This window comes from Marinobacter shengliensis (genome assembly GCF_003007715.1).
Classification (GTDB): Bacteria; Pseudomonadota; Gammaproteobacteria; order Pseudomonadales; family Oleiphilaceae; genus Marinobacter; species Marinobacter shengliensis.
This window is the reverse complement of record NZ_PXNO01000021.1, coordinates 495,851-517,500: the sequence shown is the minus strand read 5'-3', so window position 1 is coordinate 517,500 and position 21,650 is coordinate 495,851. Positions and strand designations below refer to the sequence as shown.

Here is a 21,650-nt window from a genome sequence, read left to right as displayed (position 1 = left end):
ACCCGAAAGCCTTCTTCACACACGCGGCATGGCTGGATCAGGGTTGCCCCCATTGTCCAATATTCCCCACTGCTGCCTCCCGTAGGAGTTCGGGCCGTGTCTCAGTCCCGATGTGGCTGATCATCCTCTCAGACCAGCTACGGATCGTCGCCTTGGTAGGCCTTTACCCCACCAACTAGCTAATCCGACTTAGGCTCATCCAGTAGCGCAAGGTCCGAAGATCCCCTGCTTTCTCCCGTAGGACGTATGCGGTATTAATCCGGGTTTCCCCGGGCTATCCCCCACTACTGGGCAGATTCCTAAGCATTACTCACCCGTCCGCCGCTCGTCAGCGGGGTGCAAGCACCCCCTGTTACCGCTCGACTTGCATGTGTTAAGCCTGCCGCCAGCGTTCAATCTGAGCCATGATCAAACTCTTCAGTTTAAATCATACAAGAACTCGAAAGTTCTTAATTCTTGCTCAAGACAAAACTCAATTTCGACGAGTCACTGTCCTGATATTTCGTATCCGAAATACCTCGGCCAGCGCCCACACGAATTACTTGGTTAACTTTTTAAAGAGCGTTTGAGCTGTTGCTCAATCAAGGCCGCGTATTCTACATCGTTCCGCTGCCCTGTCAACCGTTTATTTTTCGCCGTTTCCGCTTCCGAAAACCGCCGAAAAAACTGTCCGGCTTACTGCCTGTTTCGAGGTGCGCATTCTACACTGAACCGCCTTCCTGTCAACCGCTTTCTGAAGAATCTTTCGAACTTTTTCTTCAGCGCTTTCAAGCAGTTATCGCTTAGGTTTTGCCTCTTTTCAGTGGCCAGCCCCTCAAGCGAGATGCGCATTCTACAGACCTCTGCTGAGGAGTCAACGACCAATCTGAAATTTTTTCAAATTGGTCGCAACCAGCCTCACTTCACTCGACAATGACCACCCGGGCAATCTTCTTTTTACCCGCCTGGACAACGCAATCATCACCTTTGACAAACCTGCGATCACCTTCAAACTGTTTGCCATCTATATAGACAGCACCACGACCAAGAACATCTCTAGCAGCAGCGCCATTCTTTACCAGCCCAGCCAGGCGAAGGACGGCTGCCATCGGCATTTCATCCTGCCCCTCGAGAGAGACTTCTACCAGTGGCACGTTTTCCGGAATCTCCCCAAGCGCAACCCGGTTGCCGGCAGACTTGTGAGCGGTTTTCGCGGCCTCTTCGTCATGGAAGCGAGTAATCAGCTCTTCAGCCAGGAGTTTTTTATAGTCCTGCGGGTTGGCACCAGCTCCTACCTCAGCACGGAACTGCTCCACTTCCGCCATTGGCCGGAAGCTCAGCAATTCGAAGTAACGCCACAGCAACTCATCCGGCATCGACAACAGCTTGGTGTACATCTCTCCGGGTGAATCACTAACCCCAACATAGTTGCCCAACGACTTGGACATCTTCTGCACACCGTCCAACCCCTCAAGAATCGGAACGGTAATAATGGCCTGGGGCGCCTGACCATAATGCTTCTGGAGAATCCGCCCCATCAGCAAATTAAACTTCTGGTCAGTACCACCGAGCTCCACATCAGCTTCAAGCGCTACGGAGTCGTAGCCCTGAATCAGCGGATACAGGAACTCATGAATGGCAATTGGCTGCTCAGCTCTGTAACGCTTGGTGAAATCATCACGCTCGAGCATCCGTGCAACCGTATACTGGCCCGCGAGCTGAATCATGCTCGCGGCATTCATCTGGCTCATCCATTCGGAATTGAATACAACCCGGGTTTTCTCCGGGTCCAGAATCTTGAACACCTGCTCTTTATAGGTAATGGCGTTCTTGCGCACCTGCTCTTCTGTTAAAGGAGGACGGGTTGCGCTTTTTCCGGTTGGATCGCCGATCATTCCCGTGAAGTCACCAATAAGGAAGATGATTTCATGGCCAAGATCCTGGAACTGGCGAAGCTTGTTGATTAGCACGGTGTGGCCGAGGTGCAAATCAGGTGCGGTCGGATCGAAACCCGCCTTGATCCTCAGCGGCCGATCTTCTTTAAGCTTTGCAATCAAATCCTCTTCGGGAATCAGCTCGTCAATACCGCGCTTGATAACGGCCAACGCTTCCTCAATTGTTGCCATGAACCTTTCGTCCCCAGTTTGACTTGGTGTCAGGGTTTGCCGGCGGCAGTTACAGACCTCAACAAAACAAATCTGTGTTTAACCGACACCCTTGCTAAAGTGTGACTGCTCAGTTTTCAACCAAACCGAGCAATAAAAGGACCGGCATTATACCAGCGGCAGGCAGTTTTGTACGACCAGACACCCGCTCAACCGTAATGTTCGACACTGTCCTGATAATGTCAGATGCGGTAATCTGTTTGACTTTACTTGATCTAGCGCTTTAATTAGCTAGTACAACTTGCTGGAATACCGATGAAAACGGGTGAGCCACGTGCTTAAAACATTCCCCAAAACACATATTACTCTGGCAGCAGCAGCGACGATTGTTGTCTCTGCCGCTGTGCTGATGAGCCCCAGCGCTGACGTCGAAGCCAAGCGCATGTCCTACACCATTGACCTCGAAGAGGGCCTGGCGTCTGGCGCGGCATCGAAAGACACCAGGCCCGCCCAGACACAGGAAGCCACCGACACTCAGCCCTCAGAGGACAAAGCGCAAAGTGCCGGCGAACCAATCGCTCAGGCCGGGCGCACATCGAAACCCGATGTCCCGAAGGTCGACTGGCAGGAATTTCGTGTAAAGTCCGGCGACACACTGTCTTCGCTGTTTCGCAAAGCAGGTTTCAACGATGGCATCATGCTGTCGGTCATTCATGGTGAAGGCGAAGCAGGCAAGCTTCAGCGCCTTTACGCCGGGGAAGACATTCGCTTCGGTGTTGACAGTGAGGGGCAGCTAGTGGCCGTGGAGCTGCAACGCAGCCGCCTGGAAACTCTCAAGATCTCAAAGACCGACAACGGCTTCCTTGGCAACACAGAAGTTCGCAAACCGGAGCCGCGCCCGGCATTTGCCGCAGGCGTCATTGACGGTTCCCTCTATCTTGCTGCCAGGGACGCAGGACTGAATGACCGGCTCACCATGGAACTGGCCGGGATCTTCGGTTGGGACATCGACTTTGTCTACGATGTCCGCAAGGGTGACAGCTTTGAGGTAGTGTACGAAGAGCTGTACATCGACGGTAAAAAATTTGATACCGGCCGGATTCTTTCCGCACGTTTCATCAACCGCGGTACTGAGAATGTGGCTCTGCTGTATACAGACAAAAACGGCGAGAGTGACTATTACACGCCGGAAGGCAAAAGTATGCGTAAGGCGTTCCTGAGAGTTCCAATCAACGCCCGCGTGTCATCGCCCTTCAACCTGCAACGCCGACACCCGGTGCTGGACGTGGTCAGACCCCACGAGGGAACCGACTATGCCGCGCCCCCGGGCACACCGATCAAGGCAGCCGGCAGTGGGCGAGTGCAGTTTGCCGGCTGGAAAGGCGGCTATGGCCGCACCGTGGTTTTGCAGCATGGCGACAATATCACCACCCTGTATGCTCATATGAGCCGACTGGGTAAAGGCATCAAGAATGGCACACGGGTAAAACAGGGAGACACCATTGGCTATGTTGGCTCGTCCGGAATGGTGACCGGCCCTCATCTGCATTACGAGTTCCGGGTGAATGGCGTTGCCAAGAACTCCCGTACCGTGAAACTGCCCGACGCCAAGCCCGTACCAAGCGCTGAAATGGCAAGATTTCGCCAATTCACCGAGCAGCGGCTGGCGCAGTTCAATGGTTTCCGCGAAAGTGGTCGCCAACTGGCTCTGGCATCGGACAACTGATTATGACCTACTGGCTCGGCCTGATGTCAGGCACCAGCATGGACGCGGTTGACGCGGTGCTGGTGTCTTTCACTGGCCGGCATCTGGATATTCATTCCACGCTTTCGCTACCCTACCCTGAACCACTCAGACAAAGGCTCCTGCTGGCCACCCGAAACCAGTCAGACACTGACGAACTCGGTGAATTGGACACACTGGTGGGCCACCACTTTGGTCATACCGCAAAGGAACTGATCCGGCGCTCCGGCCTGAAACTCCGGGATATTCAGGGCATTGGCAGTCACGGGCAAACAGTACGCCACCAACCTGCCGGCCCTGCCCCCTTCTCACTTCAGATTGGCAATGCCGCCTGTATTGCGGAAAGCACCGGACTGACCACGGTCTCGGATTTTCGCAGCAGAGACCTGGCCGCAGGTGGTCAGGGCGCCCCACTGGTTCCGGCCTTCCATCAATGGCTGTTTACCTCGGACGAGCAGGACCGCTGTATTCTGAACCTCGGAGGCATCGCCAATATCACCTGGCTTCCCGCAGCCGGACGAAAACCCGTGGTCGGTTTTGATACCGGCCCGGCAAATGCCTTGCTTGATGCCTGGTGCCTGGACCAGACCGGGCGTCACTATGATGAATCCGGACACCTGGCAAGCGAGGGCACTGTGCATTCGGAGCTGTTGAGCAGCATGCTTTCCGACGCCTATTTCAGCAAGCCAGCTCCGAAAAGCACCGGCAAGGAGCGCTTCAACCTTGACTGGATCCGTACCCACCTGCAGCGGTTCCCCGATCTGGCTGCAGAAGACGTTCAACGGACCCTCTTACAACTGACGGTGATTACCGTTCTGAAGCAGTTGCCACAAGAGTCCGCCAACATGACGGTTTACGCCTGCGGCGGCGGAACGTTCAACCGGTTAATGATGAATGAACTCAGAGTTGGACTGGGGTCGGTAGCGCTGACCACAACGGCTGATCTGGGGTTGGACCCGCAATGGGTAGAGCCAGTGGCATTTGCCTGGCTGGCCAGACAAACCCTTGAAGGCCAGCCGGGAAACCTGCCTGAGGTAACCGGCGCCAGAGGCCCGCGGGTGTTGGGCGCGATTTACCCGGCTTGAGGCTTCAGATGGAAAACGAACTGCCGCAACCGCAGGTGGAGCTGGCGTTTGGATTCTGAACAACAAACTGTGAACCCTGAAGGCCTTCCTGATAATCAATTGTGGCGCCTACGAGGTATTGGTAGCTCATGGAATCAACCAACAGCTTTACTCCATCCCGCTCTATGACGGTATCGTCGTCTTCCTGATTCTCGTCGAACGAAAATCCGTACTGGAACCCCGAACAACCGCCACCTGTTACGAACACCCGCAGTTTGAGATCAGGATTCTCCTCTTCCTCGATCAACTCGCGAACCTTGGCAACAGCGCTGTCGCTGAAGAACAACGGTGTGGCTATTTGCTGTTGAACTACACTCAAGGTATGCCTCCGGGAGATAAAGCGGTCAGAGGATTATGGTATTCCCGACTAAAACAGTCAACTATTCGGATTTACCCTCACCCTCTGACTCCGCACTTAGCACAGACTCTTTATCGTGAGTCAGCAGGCCGCTGGTTTCATCCTGACGAACCAGATTACCGTTCACGGATGCCCCCATGGCCATCTCGATAAGACGATAGTATACGTTACCGTTAATGGCAGCGTTCTCTGCCAGTTCGAGGTGGCTGGTGGCGCGCACGTCACCGTTCACCTTGCCATTGATAATAATGTGTGGCGCAGTGATATCGCCGGTGATTTCACCCACTTCCGACAGCCGGACCACAGCGTCACTGCCCTCTTCCGCCAGCACCCGACCTTTGATTTTGCCATCCACGTGCAAGCCGCCCGAAAAGCGTACATCACCCTCAATGGTTGTTCTGGATGAAATCAAGGTATCGAAATGGCCAACGGAACGGCGCGGTTTCTGTTTTTTCTTGCCCAGCATGTATCAGCTCCCAGTTAACTGTGCCCAATCAAATGTTCGTTCTGCCTGTGAGGCATTCCGCCCCTGCGCCTGCGCCACCACCTGGATTTCGTGGGGCTCAAAGCCTTGGGGAAGGTTCAAGGTACCCTCTACATCCTGGAAGTACCGAAACCGGAACCTGACCCCCAGATCCTCGATGTCGTCGGACAGATCGCGCAAGGCAATCACTTCTTTCTCACCGTCCAACCGGCCTATGATATTCACGGCCACCTGCCCGGCAATAAAACTGTTGTTATTGCCAACCTGAGTTAGCACCATCTTGAACCGATAGGTGTTATCGCCACGGGCGGACGCCAGCGTAAAGCTGTCAACCTGCAGCCCTTTGCTCGTCTCTGAGGGCGCCATGATATTCCGATAGAACGTCAGGTCTGCCTCCAACTCCGATATTCGGGTTTCGAGCCCAACGATGGTGTTCCTGGCTTCCCGCAGCGCCTGTTCGTCAATCGCCCGCCCGCGCTCAAGATTCACCAGATTCTGCCGAGCGGTGCGGAACTGATCCCGCAGACTGCGCAATTCCTGCGCCAGCTGTTCGTTTGAAGCTTCAGCAGATGAAAACCGGAACCCGCCCTGCGCCATTCCAGCAGCGTAACCTGCAATGGCGGCAACCACGGTAAAAGCCAGCAGGATCATCGTCCGGCGCAGGCGGTAGCCCGGCCGGTGACGGATCACCACATACTCATCGTTCGGTTTGCGGGTATCACTCACCTTGTCTTGCCCTCAAGGAAGAAGTGCCGGAGCCTTCAGGCCCTGGGTTTCGTCAAGACCAAACATGATATTCATGTTCTGCACTGCCTGCCCGGCAGCGCCTTTGACCAGGTTGTCGATGACCGAGGAGACAATCACCACATTGCTCTGCTCCTGGCGATGCAATGCCATCCGGCACTGGTTGCCGCCGCGAACACTGCGGGTTTCCGGGTGACTGCCAAAAGGCATGACATCCACAAATGGCTCGGTCTTGTAGCGCTCTTCGTAGAGGGCCTGGAGCCGATCAAAATCCGCAGGCTCCGACAGCTCCGCGTACAAGGTGGCCTCGATACCCCGAATCATCGGTACCAGGTGCGGCACGAAGGTTACGCCCACCGGACCGGTAGCTGCCAGACTCAGGCCCTGGCGAATTTCCGGCAGGTGCCGATGCCCGGAGGCACCGTAGGCCTTGAAGCTTTCACCGATCTCACCATGTAGCATGCCGATGTTGCCCTGGCGACCGGCACCGCTGGCACCGGATTTGGCATCGGCAATCAGCCGGCTGGGGTCTACCAACCCCTGTTCGAGCAAGGGGAGGAAGCCAAGCTGCACCGCCGTGGGATAACAACCAGGGTTGGCGACCAACTGGGCCTGGCGAATCGCGTCACGTGCTACCTCAGGCAGGCCATAAACCGCTTTTTGTGCCCACTCCGGTGTTTCATGGGGCATACCGTACCACTGGGCCCAGACATCCAGGTCTTTCAGGCGGAAATCCGCAGACAGGTCTACCACACGAACGCCGGCGGCCATCAGTTCCGGAACCATGCGCATGGCAACCCCGTGAGGCGTGGCAAAGAACACCAGGTCGCACTGTGCCAGCACCGCCGAATCAGGCTCCGAGAAGGCCAGGTCAAAATGCCCTCGCAGATTGGGGTACATGTCGGCCACCGGCATACCAGCCTCGGAGCGCGAAGTGATGCATTTCACTTCTGCGTCCGGATGAACGGCAAGAATCCGCAACAGCTCAACACCGGTGTACCCGGTTCCCCCAACGATGCCTATTTTAATCACACTCATCTCCAACGTGGTCTGGTCAGAATTCCCGGGTAGTCTACCATGATAATCCAAGGACTTATTGCAGCCTGCAGACCCATGGTTACAATGTTGTCAGAATCCTTCTGAAGGACCCGCCCATCGACCCGGAACCCGGTGCTCATGCGTAACATCAGGCAACAGATCACTGAGAACCTGATCCCCGTTTTCCGGAGGAAACTGTCGGGTGTCGATGCACTGCCACAACTGGCTGTGCTTGGGCTGTTGTCCGGAATTGTCACCGGGGCGGTGATTCTGTTGTTCCGGCTCGCCATTGAATGGCCGCTGGAACATTTCCTGCCCGGTGCGGGCTCAGAGAACTTCGAGCAACTGGATATTCTGACCAGGGGGCTGCTGCCGCTGGCCGGCGCCGTTGGTCTGGGCATTCTGTTGCACAAACTGTCCATTCACGATCGCAAGGTGGGCATCGTCCACATTATGGAGCGCCTGAACTACCATCAGGGCTACATATCGTTCAAAAGCGCCATGGTTCAGTTTGTTGCCGGGGTTACCACCGTAGTATCCGGCCAGTCGGCTGGCCGGGAGGGCCCTGCGGTGCACCTGGGCGCGGCGTTTTCAAGCCTGTTCGGGCAATGGCTGAGGCTGCCCAACAACAGCATACGAACCCTGGTGGCCTGCGGCTGTGCAGCCGCTATCTCGGCGTCTTTCAACACGCCGATTGCCGGCGTGATCTTCGCCATGGAAGTGGTGATGATGGAGTACACCATTGCCGGCTTTACGCCAATTATTCTGGCGGCGGTCAGTGCCGCCATCATTACCCAGATTGTCTACGGCTCGGAGCCAGCCTTCAGCGTGCCCGCACTGACTATGAACTCTCTGCTGGAAATTCCATGGATCCTCGCGATTGCCGTGATCATCGGAATTGCCGCCGCGGCCTTTATCCATCTGGTGGACAACATGGGGCGCCATCACCACCGGCCGGTACTGCTCCGTATCACGGTGGCTGGCCTGCTGATGGTGCCGTTTGCGATCCTGGTTCCGGAAACCATGGGTATTGGTTACGACACGGTCAGCGAAACCATTCACGGCGAGCTGGGGTTCTGGCTGCTGCTTGGCGTGGGCGTGGCAAAACTGGTGATTACCGGGTTGTCTATCGGGCTTGGTATGCCAAGTGGCGTGATCGGCCCGACCATTTTCATGGGGGCGACCCTTGGCGGAGCGATGGGGCTGATCGGCGCCCAGATCTTCCCCGAGCTGGCATCGTCGGTGGGCTTTTACGCCATGCTGGGCATGGGGGCGATGATGGGGGCGGTGCTACAGGCACCGTTGGCCGCTCTGATGGCCTTGATGGAACTGACTCGAAACCCGAACATCATTCTGCCTGGCATGCTGATCATCACCACCGCCAGCCTGGTGACCAGCGAAGCTTTCGGAAAAAAATCCCTGTTCCTGACCATTCTGAAAAACCAGGGCCTGAGTTACCAGAATTCACCAGTGATCCAGGCGTTAAGACGAGTGTCTGTGGGCGCGATCATGGACCGGAGCATTTTGCGTACGGATCGGGAGCTGACCCCGGATGAAGCCCGCAAGGCACTGAAGTCGGAACCCAAATGGTTGCTGGTCGAGGGCAGCAACGGGCCAACCGCTCTGTTACCGGCAGTGGATCTTGCCCGCTACCTTGAAGACACCGAAAAACAGGTTGCCGAAGAAGGCATCGCACCCCCAGACACCGTCGACCTGATGGAAATCCCGGCCAACCGGCGGGATGTGGCGCCAGTGCAATATCAAGCCACCCTGGAAGAGGCCCTGAACGAATTCGACTCGACCCAGGCTGAGGCACTGTACGTACAACGCCATGTAGCCCCGATGATTCAGCGGGTTTATGGTGTCGTGCTTCAATCAGATATCGAAAGCTATTACCAATACCGACGGAGTTGATGGATGTTGTGGGTCAAGGCGTTTCATATCATTTCCCTGGTGTGCTGGTTTGCCGGCATTTTCTATCTGCCCAGACTGTTCGTGTACCATGCAGCCTGTGAGGACCAGCCGGGCCGCGAACGTTTCAAGATCATGGAGCGCAAGCTGTACCGGGGCATAACAACACCTTCAATGATCGCCACGGTGGTCTTTGGAATCTGGTTACTCAGTTACAATGTGTCCGGTTATTTCAGCATGGGCTGGATGCACGCCAAACTGGCTCTGGTCGCGCTGCTGGTCGTCTACCATTTCTATTGCGGCCACTTGGTGAAAGTCTTCCGGGATGACAAGAATACCCGCAGCCACGTGTTCTATCGCTGGTTTAACGAGGTTCCGGTATTCATTCTGTTAGCGGTGGTCATTCTGGCTGTTGTAAAACCCTTTTGAGGAGAGCAACCATTAATAGCTACACCCGCCCCCATGTTCTGGTGCTGTCAGGGCTGGACCCCTCCGGTGGTGCTGGCATTCAGGCCGATATCCAGGCGATTACTTCCCTTGGCGGGCACCCCCTGCCAGTGCTGACCTGCCTGACCGTGCAGGACACCAACAACGTGTATGGCGCCGAGCCTGTCAACGCTGAGCTGATCCGGCAACAACTGCAGTGCCTGGCAGCAGATGTGCCCATCCATGCCATCAAGACCGGCGCCCTGGGCAATGCCGATGTGGTCGATGTGTTGGTGGAGTTTCTCGACAGCCAGCCGGAGTTACCGCTGATTGTCGACCCGGTCATCAAGGCAGCTGGCGGCGGCGATCTTGCCGATGAAGCATTGGTTCAAGCCATGAAAACCCGGCTGTTTCCCAGAGCGGAAATGATCACACCCAACGGTGTTGAACTGGCCCAGTTGGGTGGCAGCGAAGACCCGGACCAGGCCGCGCGAAACCTCATTGACGCCGGCTGTCAATCGGTTCTGGCTACAGGTGGTCACGGCACAGGCATCCACATCATCAACACCCTGTACAACCATGCTCCGGAACCCATGCACTGGGAAGTGGAGCGGGTGGGCGCCAATGAGTTCCACGGCACCGGTTGTACCCTGGCGGCCGCCATCGCGGCCGGGCGCGCCAGCGGGCTATCGGCCAGGGCATCGATCTCCCAGGCGCAGAACTACGTTCATCGCGCCCTTCTGCACGCGCTGAACGTAGGCAAGGGTCAACGGGTTCCCGACCGGGGCATTCTGTGGGAACGCTGAACCGGATGCTAAAACCTGGCCTGTATGCCATTACCGATAACGCACTGACCCCGGCAGATCAGCTGATTGCCGCCGTGGAAGCGGCATTGCAGGGCGGAGCGACATTGGTACAGTACCGCGACAAGGTAGGCACCAGTGCCGAGCGATTGCGCGAGGCAACGGAGCTGAACGTTCTGTGCCGCCAGGCCGGCGTGCCCCTGCTGATTAACGATGACCCGGAACTGGCCCTGCGGGTGGGCGCGGCGGGTGTGCACCTGGGCCAGGAAGATTGCACCCTGGCCGACGCCCGGCATGTTCTGGGGCCAGAGGCCGTCATCGGCATTACCTGCCACCATCGGCTGGACCTTGCCCGCAACGCCAAGGCGGCAGGGGCCGACTACCTGGCGTTTGGCCGGTTCTACAACTCGGCCACCAAACCCGGTGCACCACCTGCAGAAACGACTGTATTGACGGAAGCCAGAGCGCTGGCGCTTCCGATTACCGCGATTGGCGGCATCACCACCGACAACGCCGAAGCCCTGATCCGTGCCGGCGCAGACCTGATTGCGGTAGTGGGAGGTCTGTTTGGTGGCACTCCGGAGGACATCCGGCACAGAGCGGAAACCTTTACCCGGCTGGTGGCCAGGCATCACCCTCTTTTCTCATCTTCAAACTGACAGGAGCTATCCGTGACTCACTCTGAAACGCTATTCGAACAGGCCCAGAAATACATTCCGGGCGGCGTAAATTCACCGGTGCGGGCCTTCCGCGGTGTTGGCGGTACTCCGGTTTTCTTCAAGCATGCCGAAGGCGCTTATCTGTACGACGAAGATGACCGCCGTTACATCGACTTTATCGGCTCCTGGGGCCCGATGATTCTTGGCCACTCAGACCCGCGCATTAAAGCGGCCCTGCACGCCCAGGTGGATCTGGGTGTGGGCTATGGCGCTCCTACGGCCATCGAAACCGAGATGGCGAAAAAGGTGTGTGAACTGGTGCCCTCCATTGAACTGGTGCGCATGGTCAACTCCGGCACCGAAGCCACCATGAGCGCCATTCGCCTGGCCCGTGGCTACACCGGCCGGGACAAGATTGTAAAGTTTGAGGGTTGCTACCACGGCCACGTGGATTCGCTGCTGGTGAAGGCCGGCTCCGGCGCTCTCACCCTGGGCGTACCCAACTCCCCGGGCATTCCCGCCAGCCTGGCCGAACACACCATTACCCTGAACTACAACGACATCGATCAGGTACGTGAGACCTTCAAGGACATCGGCGATCAGGTGGCAGCTATTATTGTCGAACCTGTTGCCGGCAACATGAACTGCATTCCGCCGGTACCTGGGTTCCTGGAAGGGCTGCGGGAAGTCTGCGATGAACACGGCACGGTGCTGATTTTTGACGAAGTAATGACCGGCTTCCGGGTGTCACTCGGCGGTGCCCAAGGCTTCTACGGCGTTAAGCCGGACCTGACCGCCCTGGGCAAAGTGATCGGTGGCGGCTTGCCGGTGGGTGCTTTTGGCGGCAAGCGGGAAATCATGGAGCACATTTCTCCACTGGGTCCGGTCTACCAGGCCGGCACCCTGAGCGGCAACCCCCTGGCCATGACCGCGGGCCTGACCACCCTGAACGCCATTTCTGAGCCCGGCTTCCACGACAAGCTGACGGACAAAACCAACAAGGTGCGTGATGGCCTGAAAGCCGCCGCCGACGAAGCCGGCATCCCGCTGACCGTCCAGTCCGCTGGCGCCATGTTCGGCTTTTTCTTCACCGATGAGCCCTCGGTGACCACCTTCGAACAGGTGATGGCGTGCGATGTGGAACGTTTCAAGAAGTTCTTCCAGGGAATGCTGAAGGAAGGCATCTACCTTGCGCCCTCGGCATTCGAAGCGGGCTTTACCACAGCGGCCCTCAGCGATGAGGACATTGAGTTCACCCTGGCCGCAGCCCGGAAAGTCATGGCGACCCTGTAACAGGGTCGTCTTGTCAGCTCTGGCCACCTCGGGCCAGGGCTGATGGTTTTCAGAATACCCCTTCCAGCGATACTGTATAGGTGTGACGACGGTAATCGTACCGGTCAATCCGGCTATTCTGATCCCGGAACAGCCACTGGTTACGCACCAGCCATTGCCGACTGATAGCGTACTCCGCCATCAGCCCGAACTCCCGCCGCACATCCCGGCGCCGCTGAGTGGCCAGTGTGCCTTGTTCGAGCCATTGGTGTGGATCTTCGTAACGACTGTGCCGCACGGCAACCTCCGCCCCTACCGAAAGAGCCGGCCCAACCGGATAAATCGCCTCAACGCCCAGTTCATGATGGACCGGGGATACGCTGGCGAAAAACTCGTCCTGTTGAAAGTCTTTCCGATGATTGCGCTGCCAACGATAGAATGCTTCAACAAGCAGCCAATCAACGTTTTGTTCGGCACGGACTTCAAACTGGTACCACTGGCCATCATAGGCGGCGTAATCCGGGCCACCATTCACCTGATCCGCTGACACCGACCATGAACAGCCGGACAGCCAGTCGGATAACGGGCAAACGCCGGAACGGCCGAACAGGCTCAGGCCTACACGGGTTTCCAGCTCATCATTGCCCAGCCAGGCCCGTGAGGCACCGGCACGCAGGCCAAGTTCCCACTGGTCAAAGCGGCGCACCCCGGCCGCCCGGGCCTGAACCACAGACGTATCGTCCGCCCGGCCGCGGGTATAATCCTGACCATAAATCACGCCATCCCAGACCACCCGCCAGTGCTCGCTGACCGGCTGGCTCAGAGTGCCCGCCGCCACCAGCTCGGCGAAAAAGCTGCCTCTGTCGCTCGGCGAGTCGTCGGGAACGCCGGCCACATTGCTGTCGTAGCCAAGCCCGGTAGCCAAGTAGCCTTGGGCAATCGATTTCATCGAGGACGAGTCAGAGGGGGCGTCTTCGGCCAGTTTGGCCAGCTGCCGCTGTGCCAGCTCACGGATGGTTTCTGGCGCTTCCTGACGGGCAGATTCCTGAAACCAGCCCTCAGCCTCGGCCGTTCGGCCATCCGCTAGGGCAACCAGACCGAGATTGTAGTGGGCAAGAGCCTGATTTGGCCCCTGCAAAAGCTGGAGAAACAGAGCTTCGGCGGCCGGATAATCACCGGTTTTGTAGTAGGTGACCGCCAGGTTGTAGGTCAGGGCCGGGCTGTCGTGACCCAGCTCCCTGGCCGCTTCAAACTGCTGTCGTGCGGCGGGATAATCGCCCTGCTGAAACTGTTCAATGCCAGTGGCCATGGCCTGCTGCGCGGATTGATCCGGCTCGGCAACAACGACAGCGGAGATGGCCAACAGGCCCACAAAACGAAGGGTCTTGAACAACCGAAAACCTCAGGCTCGACATCAACGGAACCGGCCGGGGCAGCCCCGTTCCGGGCGAGCCCTGAGGTTAACACAGATAAAAGATCAGGGACGTGACGATGGTGACGGTAGCTCAGGCCTCAGTTCGTCAAGTTCCCGTACAGTTTCCGGCAGACTGTCACGCCCGATATCCGGATTTCCACCCCGGACTTCCCGGGCACGCTCGGAGACCGACTGGCCAAAATTCCGCCCCCGCTCTCTGGCATCCTCTGCCGTTGCCCTGCCGGGCGCCAAGGTATTACCCCGTTCATGGCGGCGCAATCCGGGCAACTCCGGCAGGCGTATTTCCCGAGTCACGGCACCGGTGAGATCTTCGCTGTCGTCCACCATTCTCATGGTCACATCAAGGTCGTCAGCCAGCGCCAAAGGGGCGCTTACTACCAGCACGGCCGCCAGCATCAAGCGGGAAGAGCTGGCCCGCCACCAGGATTCACAAACGCTCATGTTGCAGGCTCCTCGTGATTTGTCCGACTGCCGGAGGCTGCCGGGCCATCATCGTTCGGGTACTGGGGCACCATCGCCCTGAAAACTTTCTGACGACCATTTGCATCGAGTTCGGCAACCAACTCGCCGGCGCCGGGAAACAGAATCGTCAAGGGTAACTCCAGCACATTGTCGCCCTGTACAAGACTCACCTGCCAGCTGACCCGATGCTGACCGGGCAAGCCTGACAACTCTACATGGGGCGGCAGATCCAGTGTCAAGGTAACATCATCCAGGGCTTCACCGGCATTAAAGGCCAGCCGTACCGTTCGTTCCACCGGCGCCATCTCTGACGGAGCCGCCGCTTCTTCGGTCAGATCCGTGGCTGCCACTTCCGGCTCCAGCCCGCGCTTATCGCTACCTTGGCCGAGCATCAGCCCCAGCACCAGCGCGGCCGCAACGGCACCGCCCCAGGCCACATGAACCTTGCGATTGGAGGCCGGTGCGGGAAGCTGGCCGAACACCCGGTTTTCAAAGCCCGGTGACGGTTCCGGCAGCCTGCAGCGTGAAGCCAATTCGGACATCAGCGAGCGCTCGAACGCCTCGTGCTGCTGGCACAGAGCACAACTCTCCAGGTGCACGCGCACCACCTGCGACTCATCGGCGGGCAGCTGGCCCCGAACATAGTCGGGCAATTGTGATTGGATTTGCCGACAGGACATAGTTATCACCTCAATGTTCCAGACGCCCGGAATCATCATCCGGTTCCATTGCCAACTGAAGATGCTTCCTCAAGGCAGCCCGACTGCGATGCAGCCGGGATTTGACGGTTCCGATGGGCACGCCCAACACTTCCGCCACATCTTCCTGGCGCCAGCCATCCACATCGTGAAGCAACAGCAGGGTGCGCTGGTCCGGCGACATCTGTTCCAGCGCCCGGTCGAGCATTGGGCCAAGCCGTTCTTTGTTTAGCTCCAGCTCGGGCGACTGATCGTCCGACATCTGGCTGTCGAGCCAATCAGACTGACTCTCCGCCTCCATCAATTCGCTCACCGGACGATCGGCCTGGCGCCCCTTCTTTCTGACGGAATCGATGAACTGACGGTACAACACCCGGTTTAACCACGGCCTGAGCTGATCCACGGATTCCAGCTCATCCAGGCGCGGGTAGAGCTTCACCACCACATCCTGCACCAGATCCTCGGCGTCCTGAAGGCTACCGGTTAATCGATAGGCAAAGCTGTGCAACGCCGTCAGGTGCGGCTGCACCAGGCGCTGAAATCGCTTTTGGGCGGATGGGCGAAACGGAAGAATGGCCAAAAAAGTACTGCCTGATGACGGTTTACGGAAGCGCGCAGTCTATAACAGCCCTGCCCTTATCGGCGAATTATGACCAACTCATGTGTAAATGTTAATCAAATCGAGGGGAACCCGCAGCGATTCCGGATCGTGAAGTCATTACTGGCGATTGCAACGCCGGATAAACAACGCAACGGATACGAACCGGAGGATTTATGAAGCGTTCAACCCAAGTTTTCGCGGTCTCCGCCCTTGCGGCCGCATTGGCCGCCTGTGGTGGGAGCGGTGACGGCAGCCTCTCTTCTGGGCAAACAGGGACGGTATCCATGGGGCTCACTGATGCTCCCACCATGGATCTAAGCAGCGTGAACGTGGCGTTCAATGCGATCCGGCTCAAACCGGTGGATGGACAGTGGCAGGAGTTCAGCCTGGACGAAGTCGGGATTATTGACCTGCTCACCCTGCAAGGCGGCGTGACCGAGCCTCTGATTACCGACGAGGAAGTACCTGCCGGTGAATATGAGGAAATCCGCCTGATTGTCGATACTGAGCAGTCTTGGGTGACCAAGGAATCCGGAGGTGATGCCCGCTATACCCTGGCGGTGCCCTCCGGCGAGCAAAGCGGCCTGAAACTCAAAGGCAGCTTTGTTGTTGCCGCCGACACCAGCCAGAGCTTCACCATCGATTTTGATGTTCGCAAATCCATTGTGAACCCTCCCGGAAAGGCGCTGGCGGATTACATGCTCAAGCCGGTACTTCGCCTGGTCAACAACCTGGAGGTGGGTGAGCTGACTGGCGAGGTGGATTACGCCACTATCCTGCAAGCTCGCAATGAAGACCCGGAGCAGCTCGACTGCAGCCCGAACTATGAAGGTGCAGTCTATGTCTACGAGGGTGAGATTGACGAGCCGGTAGATCTGAACGTCGAGCGAGACGGCCTCAATCCGCTGATGGTGGTGCCGGTCAACGAGCAGGAAGATGGTAACCTGTATGAGTGGACCGCCGCCTTCCTCACCGAGGGCACCTACACCATCAGCTACAGCTGCCAGCTGGATGATAACGAAACCGACGACGAGATCGAGTTTGAGGGTACCCAGACCCTCGACGTCATCGCCGGCGAAACCACTGTGGCTGACCCCATCCCGCTGCAGCCTTAATAGCGCTGCATTGACGCAAAGGCCAGGGACGGCCTTTGCTCTCCTGACATTCTCCTATCACAAAGCCCCGGCACGGGCCTCAGCCTGATCAGCCCCGGCCACATTACCCCTGGCCCGGCGAATGTCCGCCAGCAACAACCACCCCGAACGCTGCATTCTCGAATCGTTTCCCGCCAGCGACAGACCTTTCAAAGTGAACTGTTCTGCCGCCCCCAGATTATCACCAGACACATAGGCTTCCGCCAGCTTGAAATAAACCTCTGAGGAACGCGGCGCTATGCGTTGTGCCCGCTCCAGGCGGGCGATAGCGCCGGCAGAGTCCCCCTGCGCCAGGCGCTGGTCGGCGTCACGAATCAGGCTGACCGCTGCGGCCGGCAGTTCGTCACCGGACTCCCGATAACTGGGCGAGCGGGTAGCGGGCGCTTCCGGCTCGCTTACCTCGGGTTGATCGCTCTTGCGCCATACCCGGGGTTCAGACTCCTCTTGTGGTTCCGCCGACCTTGGCGGTTCCGGTGCACTGGAGCGATCGTCGCCACCCATAGGCACATAGATAGAGCCACCGCCGGGGCCGCTGGCGCAGCCTCCAAGACCCAGCGCCATGGCCAGGCAACCGGCGCGGGTAATCGTTGTTTTATTCATCGGAACAATCCTTCAAACCAACTGCGTATTTGCCGGCCGAACTGCCCTTCGCAATCCAGGCGCTGCTGGGGCTCACTGCCGGCGATAAATGGCACCAGACGGGCATCCTCACATCGCTCTCCGGTCAATGCCTGCTCCCGGGCATTGACCCAATGATACTGGACACCGTCCGGCATGACGGGGGAAAAGCCATGCTGTGGCAACTGCGCCATCATTGCAGACCACACCGGCAGGGCGCCAGAAGCACCGGTCAATACCGTGGGGCCGTTATCGTCGCGCCCCACCCAGGCCACGGCCAGATAGTCACCACTGAAGCCCGCAAACCAGGAGTCCCGGCCCTGATCGGTTGTACCGGTCTTTCCCGCCAATGTCAGTCGATCAGGCAGAGTGAGGTATGCAGAGCGGCCGGTGCCCTCCTGCATGGTTTCCTGCATGGCGTACTGCACCAGGTGCACGGCAGCGGGATCGGCAACCCGGTCCACCTTCAGACTGTAGCGAGACAAAGGCTCGTTACGAGCATCAGTCACTTCCCGAATGGTCCGTAAGGGTGTGTTGAAACCGGAGGTAGCCAGACCCTGATAGAGCTGGGCTACTTCCGCCGGCGTCAACGACATGGAGCCAAGCAGCAGCGAGGGATAGTCCGAAATCGGTGTGGTCACCCCAAATGCCCTCAACACTTTCTGCACGCGCGGGATGCCGACATCCAGCCCGACACGCACTGCCGGGAGGTTGTAGGATCGGGACAGGGCCAGGTGCAGGGGCACTTCGCCACGCTCCTCACCATCAAAGTTCTTGGGCTGCCACAACCGGCCGTCGTCAAACTCCAGGGTAAACGCGCGATCCTGTACCGGCGTAATCAAGGTATACCGGTCGGCCTGCTCCAGAGCTGCCAGGTAGGTAAACGGTTTGATCAGCGAGCCAATCGGCCGGCGGGCGTCCACCGCACGGTTGAAACCGGCAAACTCCGGGTCTTTTCCGCCCACCAGCGCCAACACCTCGCCGGTGTCCTTGGCGGTGACCACCAGGGCCGCCTCAAGAGCCTCGCGGGTCTCACCGCGGGCCAGCCGGGGCAGAGTATCGCGAATCGCCTTTTCTGACGCATCCTGAACCGCCGGGTCCAGGGTGGTGAAGATGCGCAAACCCTCGCTTTGCAGGTCTTCTTCACGGTAATCGCGCCCCAGGTGCCGGCGCACCAAGTCAATGTACGCCGGGTAACGGTTGTCGGTATAGGACGGCCGGGCGCTCACACCCAGGGGCTGGCCGATAGCCCGAGTAGCGGCGTCAGCGCTGATTAGCCCGGCCTCGGCCATTTCCGACAGCACCAGGTCTCGCCGAGCCTTGGCGCGCTCCGGGTGTCGGCGCGGATTGTAGTAACTGGGGCCTTTGACCATGCCGATCAACAGGGCAATCTGATGAACGTCCAGATCTTTCAGGGGCTCCCCAAAGAAAAACTGGCTGGCCAGGCCAAAGCCGTTGATGCTGCGGTTGCCTGCCTGGCCAAGGTAGACCTCGTTCAGATAGGTTTCCAGAATGTCGTCTTTCTCGTAGTGCCATTCCAGCAAGACCGACATCAGGGCTTCGTTACCCTTGCGCACCAGTGTCTGGTCGCGGGTCAGGAAAAAGTTCTTCACTAACTGCTGGGTCAGGGTACTGCCACCCTGCACAATCTGCCCCGCCTTTATGTTTGCCAGCATGGCCCGGGCAATAGACAAGGGCGCAACGCCGTAATGCTCGTAGAACTGTCGGTCCTCAATCGCCATCAGCCCAAGGGGCAACAACTCCGGCACCTCATCAAGACGAACCAGCACCCGGTCCTCCCGGTGGGAGGGATAGATACCGCCGATCTGGGCCGGTTCCAGCCGGACAATCGGGGAATCCGGGCCCGCCACTACCGAAAACGACTGAACACGGTCTCCCGACACCACCAATGACAATCGGCGCCTGGGCTCTTCACCATCGGGGAACCTGAAACCACGGGCGCTGATCATAAACCGCCCGCCATTTCGCTGATAAGTCCCGGCCCGAACGCCATCTCCGGCCCGGTAGCCGGCCAATTCCAGCTCCCGGGCAAGGCCTGCCGCGCTCACGCTCGCGCCATCATAAAGCTCCAACGGCCGGGCGTAGACACGGGACGGCACTTCAAAACGACGCCCCTCAAAACGGGAGGTTACAACCGCATCGAGGTACACCATCCAGCCGGCCAGAAGCACCAGGCCCAGGGCTCCGGCACGAAACAGAAAACGCCAGAAACCGCCGCGTTTGGCCGCCGGCCTGGATTTGGACGATTTTTTACGGGGGGAACGAGATTTGGTCATGGCGGGATTATAACGAAGCGGGCGCCCCCTTCGGCAGGTCTGTTGTGTGTTATTTCTGTAATCCGCCCGCTATAGTAGGCCAATCAGAACAGAGCGATAAAAATCAATGAGTTCAGGGAACCAGGAGCATACCGTGAGCGCGACCCCATCGGAGACACTGATCAAGGCACTGCAAAACCCGGCGCTGTATGACCACCCGGTACAGGGCTTTCAGGTGATTGAAACCCACATTTCACAAGTGTTGCTGACCGGCAACTATGCCTACAAGATCAAGAAACCGATGGATTTCGGCTTTCTGGATTTCTCCACCCTGGCGCGCCGCAAGCACTTCTGCGAGGAAGAGCTCCGACTCAACAGCCGCCTGGCGTCGGAACTTTACCAGGGCGTTTTGCCCATCACCGGCACACCGGAGCAACCGGTCATCGGCGGCGAGGGCGAAGCCTTTGAATATGCCATCCGCATGCGCCAGTTCGACCAGGACCAGCTGTTCGACAAGCGCCAGGAGCGCGGTGACCTGCCACCGGAGATGCTCACCAACCTGTCCCGCCAGGTAGCGCAGTTCCACGATAGCTTGCCTGCCGTTGCCGAAGATAAACCCCTGGGCACCCCGGAAGCGGTGTACGCCGCGATGCAGGAAAACTTCGACCAGATTCGCCCGATGCTGGACGACAACACCCTGCTGCTGCAGCTGGACAATCTGGAAGAATGGACCCGGACCACCTTCGAGCGGCACCGGGAGCTGATTGCCAGCCGCAGGGCCAAGGGCATGGTGCGGGAATGCCATGGCGACTTGCACCTGGCCAATATTACGGTGTTCAACGATCAGGTCACGGTGTTCGACTGCATCGAATTCAATGAGCCGTTCCGCTGGATTGATGTCATCAACGATCTGGCGTTTCTGCTGATGGACCTGGAATCCCGTCGTGAACCGCTGCTCGCCAACCTGGTGCTGAACAGCTATCTGGAATACCGGGGCGATTTCGAAGCCTTGGCGCTGCTCCCGCTCTACAAGGCTTACCGGGCGATGGTGCGGGCCAAGATTGCCCTGTTCACCATGGCTAACCCCAGCCTGGGCGAGGGCGAAAAAGCCGGCCTGATGCAACGCTACCGGGATTACGCCCAGTTGGCGGAAGATTACGGCGAGATCCCCAACCATTACCTGCTGGCCACCACCGGGCTTTCAGCCAGCGGCAAGACCTGCGTCAGTGCCGCCATAGCCGGCGAGCTGAATCTGATCCGGCTGCGTTCGGATGTTGAGCGCAAGCGTCTGCACGGCCTGGGACCGCTGGACGATAGTAAATCCGGCCTCGGTACCGACCTTTACAGCCCGGAAGTCACCGAACAGACTTACCAGCACCTCGCCAATCTGGCCCAGGACCTGCTGGCCTCCGGGCTTTCTGTCATCGTGGATGCCGCCTGTCTGAAAGAACGTGAACGCACCCTTTTTGCCAAGGTCGCCGAGACCCAGGGCGTGCCGTTTGCCCTGCTACACTGCGAGGCCCCGGAACAGCTGAGACGTGAGTGGGTGCGCAAACGCAAAGGCGATGCCTCGGAAGCCACCGAAGAACTGCTGGATGCACAGCAAAGCTGGTTCGAGCCACTGACGGTGGAGGAGAAAACCCACACCGTGCACCTGCATACCGACCAGGAGCATGTGGCGGAAGCGGTCGCAGACCGCATTCGGCAGCACTTTGGCTTGCCTCCGGGACAAAACGTCTAAACTTAGACGCATACGCTT

General features: G+C 58.4%; 20 protein-coding genes and 1 rRNA gene (1 of these 21 cut by a window edge). 9 read left to right on the top strand and 12 right to left on the bottom strand.

All coding sequences use genetic code 11. The annotated features are described in order from the left end of the window. Positions 1 to 424 (bottom strand): 16S ribosomal RNA (locus C7H10_RS08500); it reaches 1,117 nt to the left of the window's first position. 478 nt (positions 425 to 902) lie between these two features. Beyond that, on the bottom strand, positions 903 to 2,105 hold the full coding sequence (tyrS, locus tag C7H10_RS08490; RefSeq protein ID WP_061333560.1) for a tyrosine--tRNA ligase: 1,203 nt from the start codon (positions 2,103 to 2,105) through the stop codon (positions 903 to 905). 313 nt (positions 2,106 to 2,418) lie between these two features. Here tyrS and C7H10_RS08485 point away from each other — a divergent pair, with 313 nt between their 5' ends. Continuing rightward, positions 2,419 to 3,810: an OapA family protein gene (locus C7H10_RS08485; protein ID WP_106694499.1), complete on the top strand. Its 1,392-nt coding sequence runs from the start codon at positions 2,419 to 2,421 to the stop codon at positions 3,808 to 3,810. Positions 3,811 to 3,812: 2 nt separating this feature from the next. Continuing rightward, on the top strand, positions 3,813 to 4,913 hold the full coding sequence (locus C7H10_RS08480) for an anhydro-N-acetylmuramic acid kinase (RefSeq protein ID WP_106694498.1): 1,101 nt from the start codon (positions 3,813 to 3,815) through the stop codon (positions 4,911 to 4,913). A 4-nt stretch (positions 4,914 to 4,917) separates the two neighbouring features. Here C7H10_RS08480 and erpA read toward each other — a convergent pair whose 3' ends face one another. From erpA to argC, 4 genes are all read right to left on the bottom strand, one after another. Then, positions 4,918 to 5,271: an iron-sulfur cluster insertion protein ErpA gene (gene erpA / locus C7H10_RS08475; protein WP_061333558.1), complete on the bottom strand. Its 354-nt coding sequence runs from the start codon at positions 5,269 to 5,271 to the stop codon at positions 4,918 to 4,920. A 61-nt stretch (positions 5,272 to 5,332) separates the two neighbouring features. Further along, positions 5,333 to 5,776 carry a bactofilin family protein gene (locus C7H10_RS08470; RefSeq protein WP_061333557.1) on the bottom strand — a complete coding sequence of 148 codons (444 nt, stop codon included), beginning with the start codon at positions 5,774 to 5,776 and terminating at the stop codon, positions 5,333 to 5,335. Positions 5,777 to 5,779: 3 nt separating this feature from the next. Beyond that, entirely contained in the window at positions 5,780 to 6,520 is a 741-nt protein-coding gene (locus C7H10_RS08465; RefSeq protein ID WP_106694497.1) for a DUF6776 family protein, read from the bottom strand. Between the two features lie 12 nt (positions 6,521 to 6,532). After that, entirely contained in the window at positions 6,533 to 7,570 is a 1,038-nt protein-coding gene (argC, locus tag C7H10_RS08460; RefSeq protein WP_106694535.1) for an N-acetyl-gamma-glutamyl-phosphate reductase, read from the bottom strand. 144 nt (positions 7,571 to 7,714) lie between these two features. On the opposite strand from argC, the gene C7H10_RS08455 reads away from it, so the two are divergent. From C7H10_RS08455 to hemL, 5 genes are read left to right on the top strand one after another with little or no spacing between them, the layout of a single operon-like run. After that, entirely contained in the window at positions 7,715 to 9,490 is a 1,776-nt protein-coding gene (locus C7H10_RS08455) for a chloride channel protein (RefSeq protein WP_061333555.1), read from the top strand. A 3-nt stretch (positions 9,491 to 9,493) separates the two neighbouring features. Continuing rightward, positions 9,494 to 9,916, top strand: coding sequence for a protoporphyrinogen oxidase HemJ (gene hemJ, locus C7H10_RS08450; RefSeq protein WP_061333554.1), 423 nt, complete (start codon positions 9,494 to 9,496; stop codon positions 9,914 to 9,916). Beyond that, positions 9,913 to 10,719 (top strand): bifunctional hydroxymethylpyrimidine kinase/phosphomethylpyrimidine kinase, encoded by an 807-nt coding sequence (thiD, locus tag C7H10_RS08445; protein ID WP_244178223.1) that lies wholly within the window; start codon positions 9,913 to 9,915, stop codon positions 10,717 to 10,719. The genes hemJ and thiD overlap by 4 nt, the downstream gene beginning before the upstream one ends. 5 nt (positions 10,720 to 10,724) lie before the next feature. After that, entirely contained in the window at positions 10,725 to 11,375 is a 651-nt protein-coding gene (thiE, locus tag C7H10_RS08440; protein WP_374815733.1) for a thiamine phosphate synthase, read from the top strand. Between the two features lie 12 nt (positions 11,376 to 11,387). Further along, positions 11,388 to 12,668, top strand: a complete 1,281-nt coding sequence (gene hemL, locus C7H10_RS08435; protein ID WP_106694494.1) for a glutamate-1-semialdehyde 2,1-aminomutase — start codon at positions 11,388 to 11,390, stop codon at positions 12,666 to 12,668. 49 nt (positions 12,669 to 12,717) lie between these two features. Here hemL and C7H10_RS08430 read toward each other — a convergent pair whose 3' ends face one another. The 4 genes from C7H10_RS08430 to C7H10_RS08415 form a co-directional block, all read right to left on the bottom strand. After that, positions 12,718 to 14,040, bottom strand: a complete 1,323-nt coding sequence (locus C7H10_RS08430; protein ID WP_106694493.1) for a tetratricopeptide repeat protein — start codon at positions 14,038 to 14,040, stop codon at positions 12,718 to 12,720. 84 nt (positions 14,041 to 14,124) lie between these two features. Further along, complete coding sequence (locus tag C7H10_RS08425; protein WP_106694492.1) at positions 14,125 to 14,523, bottom strand: hypothetical protein; 399 nt, start codon at positions 14,521 to 14,523, stop codon at positions 14,125 to 14,127. Next, a complete protein-coding gene (locus C7H10_RS08420; RefSeq protein ID WP_244178222.1) occupies positions 14,520 to 15,224 on the bottom strand; it encodes an anti-sigma factor family protein in 705 nt (234 codons plus the stop codon). Before C7H10_RS08420 ends, C7H10_RS08425 begins: the two co-directional genes overlap by 4 nt. Positions 15,225 to 15,234: 10 nt before the next feature. Continuing rightward, positions 15,235 to 15,822, bottom strand: coding sequence for an RNA polymerase sigma factor (locus tag C7H10_RS08415; RefSeq protein WP_106694490.1), 588 nt, complete (start codon positions 15,820 to 15,822; stop codon positions 15,235 to 15,237). A 194-nt stretch (positions 15,823 to 16,016) separates the two neighbouring features. Between C7H10_RS08415 and C7H10_RS08410 the strand changes: the two genes are divergently transcribed. After that, positions 16,017 to 16,958 carry a DUF4382 domain-containing protein gene (locus C7H10_RS08410; RefSeq protein ID WP_106694489.1) on the top strand — a complete coding sequence of 314 codons (942 nt, stop codon included), beginning with the start codon at positions 16,017 to 16,019 and terminating at the stop codon, positions 16,956 to 16,958. Positions 16,959 to 17,015: 57 nt separating this feature from the next. Here the strand turns inward: C7H10_RS08410 and C7H10_RS08405 are convergent, their stop codons facing one another. Both C7H10_RS08405 and mrcB read right to left on the bottom strand, forming a co-directional pair. Beyond that, positions 17,016 to 17,597 carry a tetratricopeptide repeat protein gene (locus C7H10_RS08405; RefSeq protein WP_106694488.1) on the bottom strand — a complete coding sequence of 194 codons (582 nt, stop codon included), beginning with the start codon at positions 17,595 to 17,597 and terminating at the stop codon, positions 17,016 to 17,018. Next, positions 17,594 to 19,912 carry a penicillin-binding protein 1B gene (mrcB, locus tag C7H10_RS08400; RefSeq protein ID WP_106694487.1) on the bottom strand — a complete coding sequence of 773 codons (2,319 nt, stop codon included), beginning with the start codon at positions 19,910 to 19,912 and terminating at the stop codon, positions 17,594 to 17,596. The genes C7H10_RS08405 and mrcB overlap by 4 nt, the downstream gene beginning before the upstream one ends. A 133-nt stretch (positions 19,913 to 20,045) precedes the next feature. Here mrcB and C7H10_RS08395 point away from each other — a divergent pair, with 133 nt between their 5' ends. Then, complete coding sequence (locus C7H10_RS08395; protein ID WP_208622810.1) at positions 20,046 to 21,632, top strand: bifunctional aminoglycoside phosphotransferase/ATP-binding protein; 1,587 nt, start codon at positions 20,046 to 20,048, stop codon at positions 21,630 to 21,632. Positions 21,633 to 21,650: the final 18 nt, after the last annotated feature.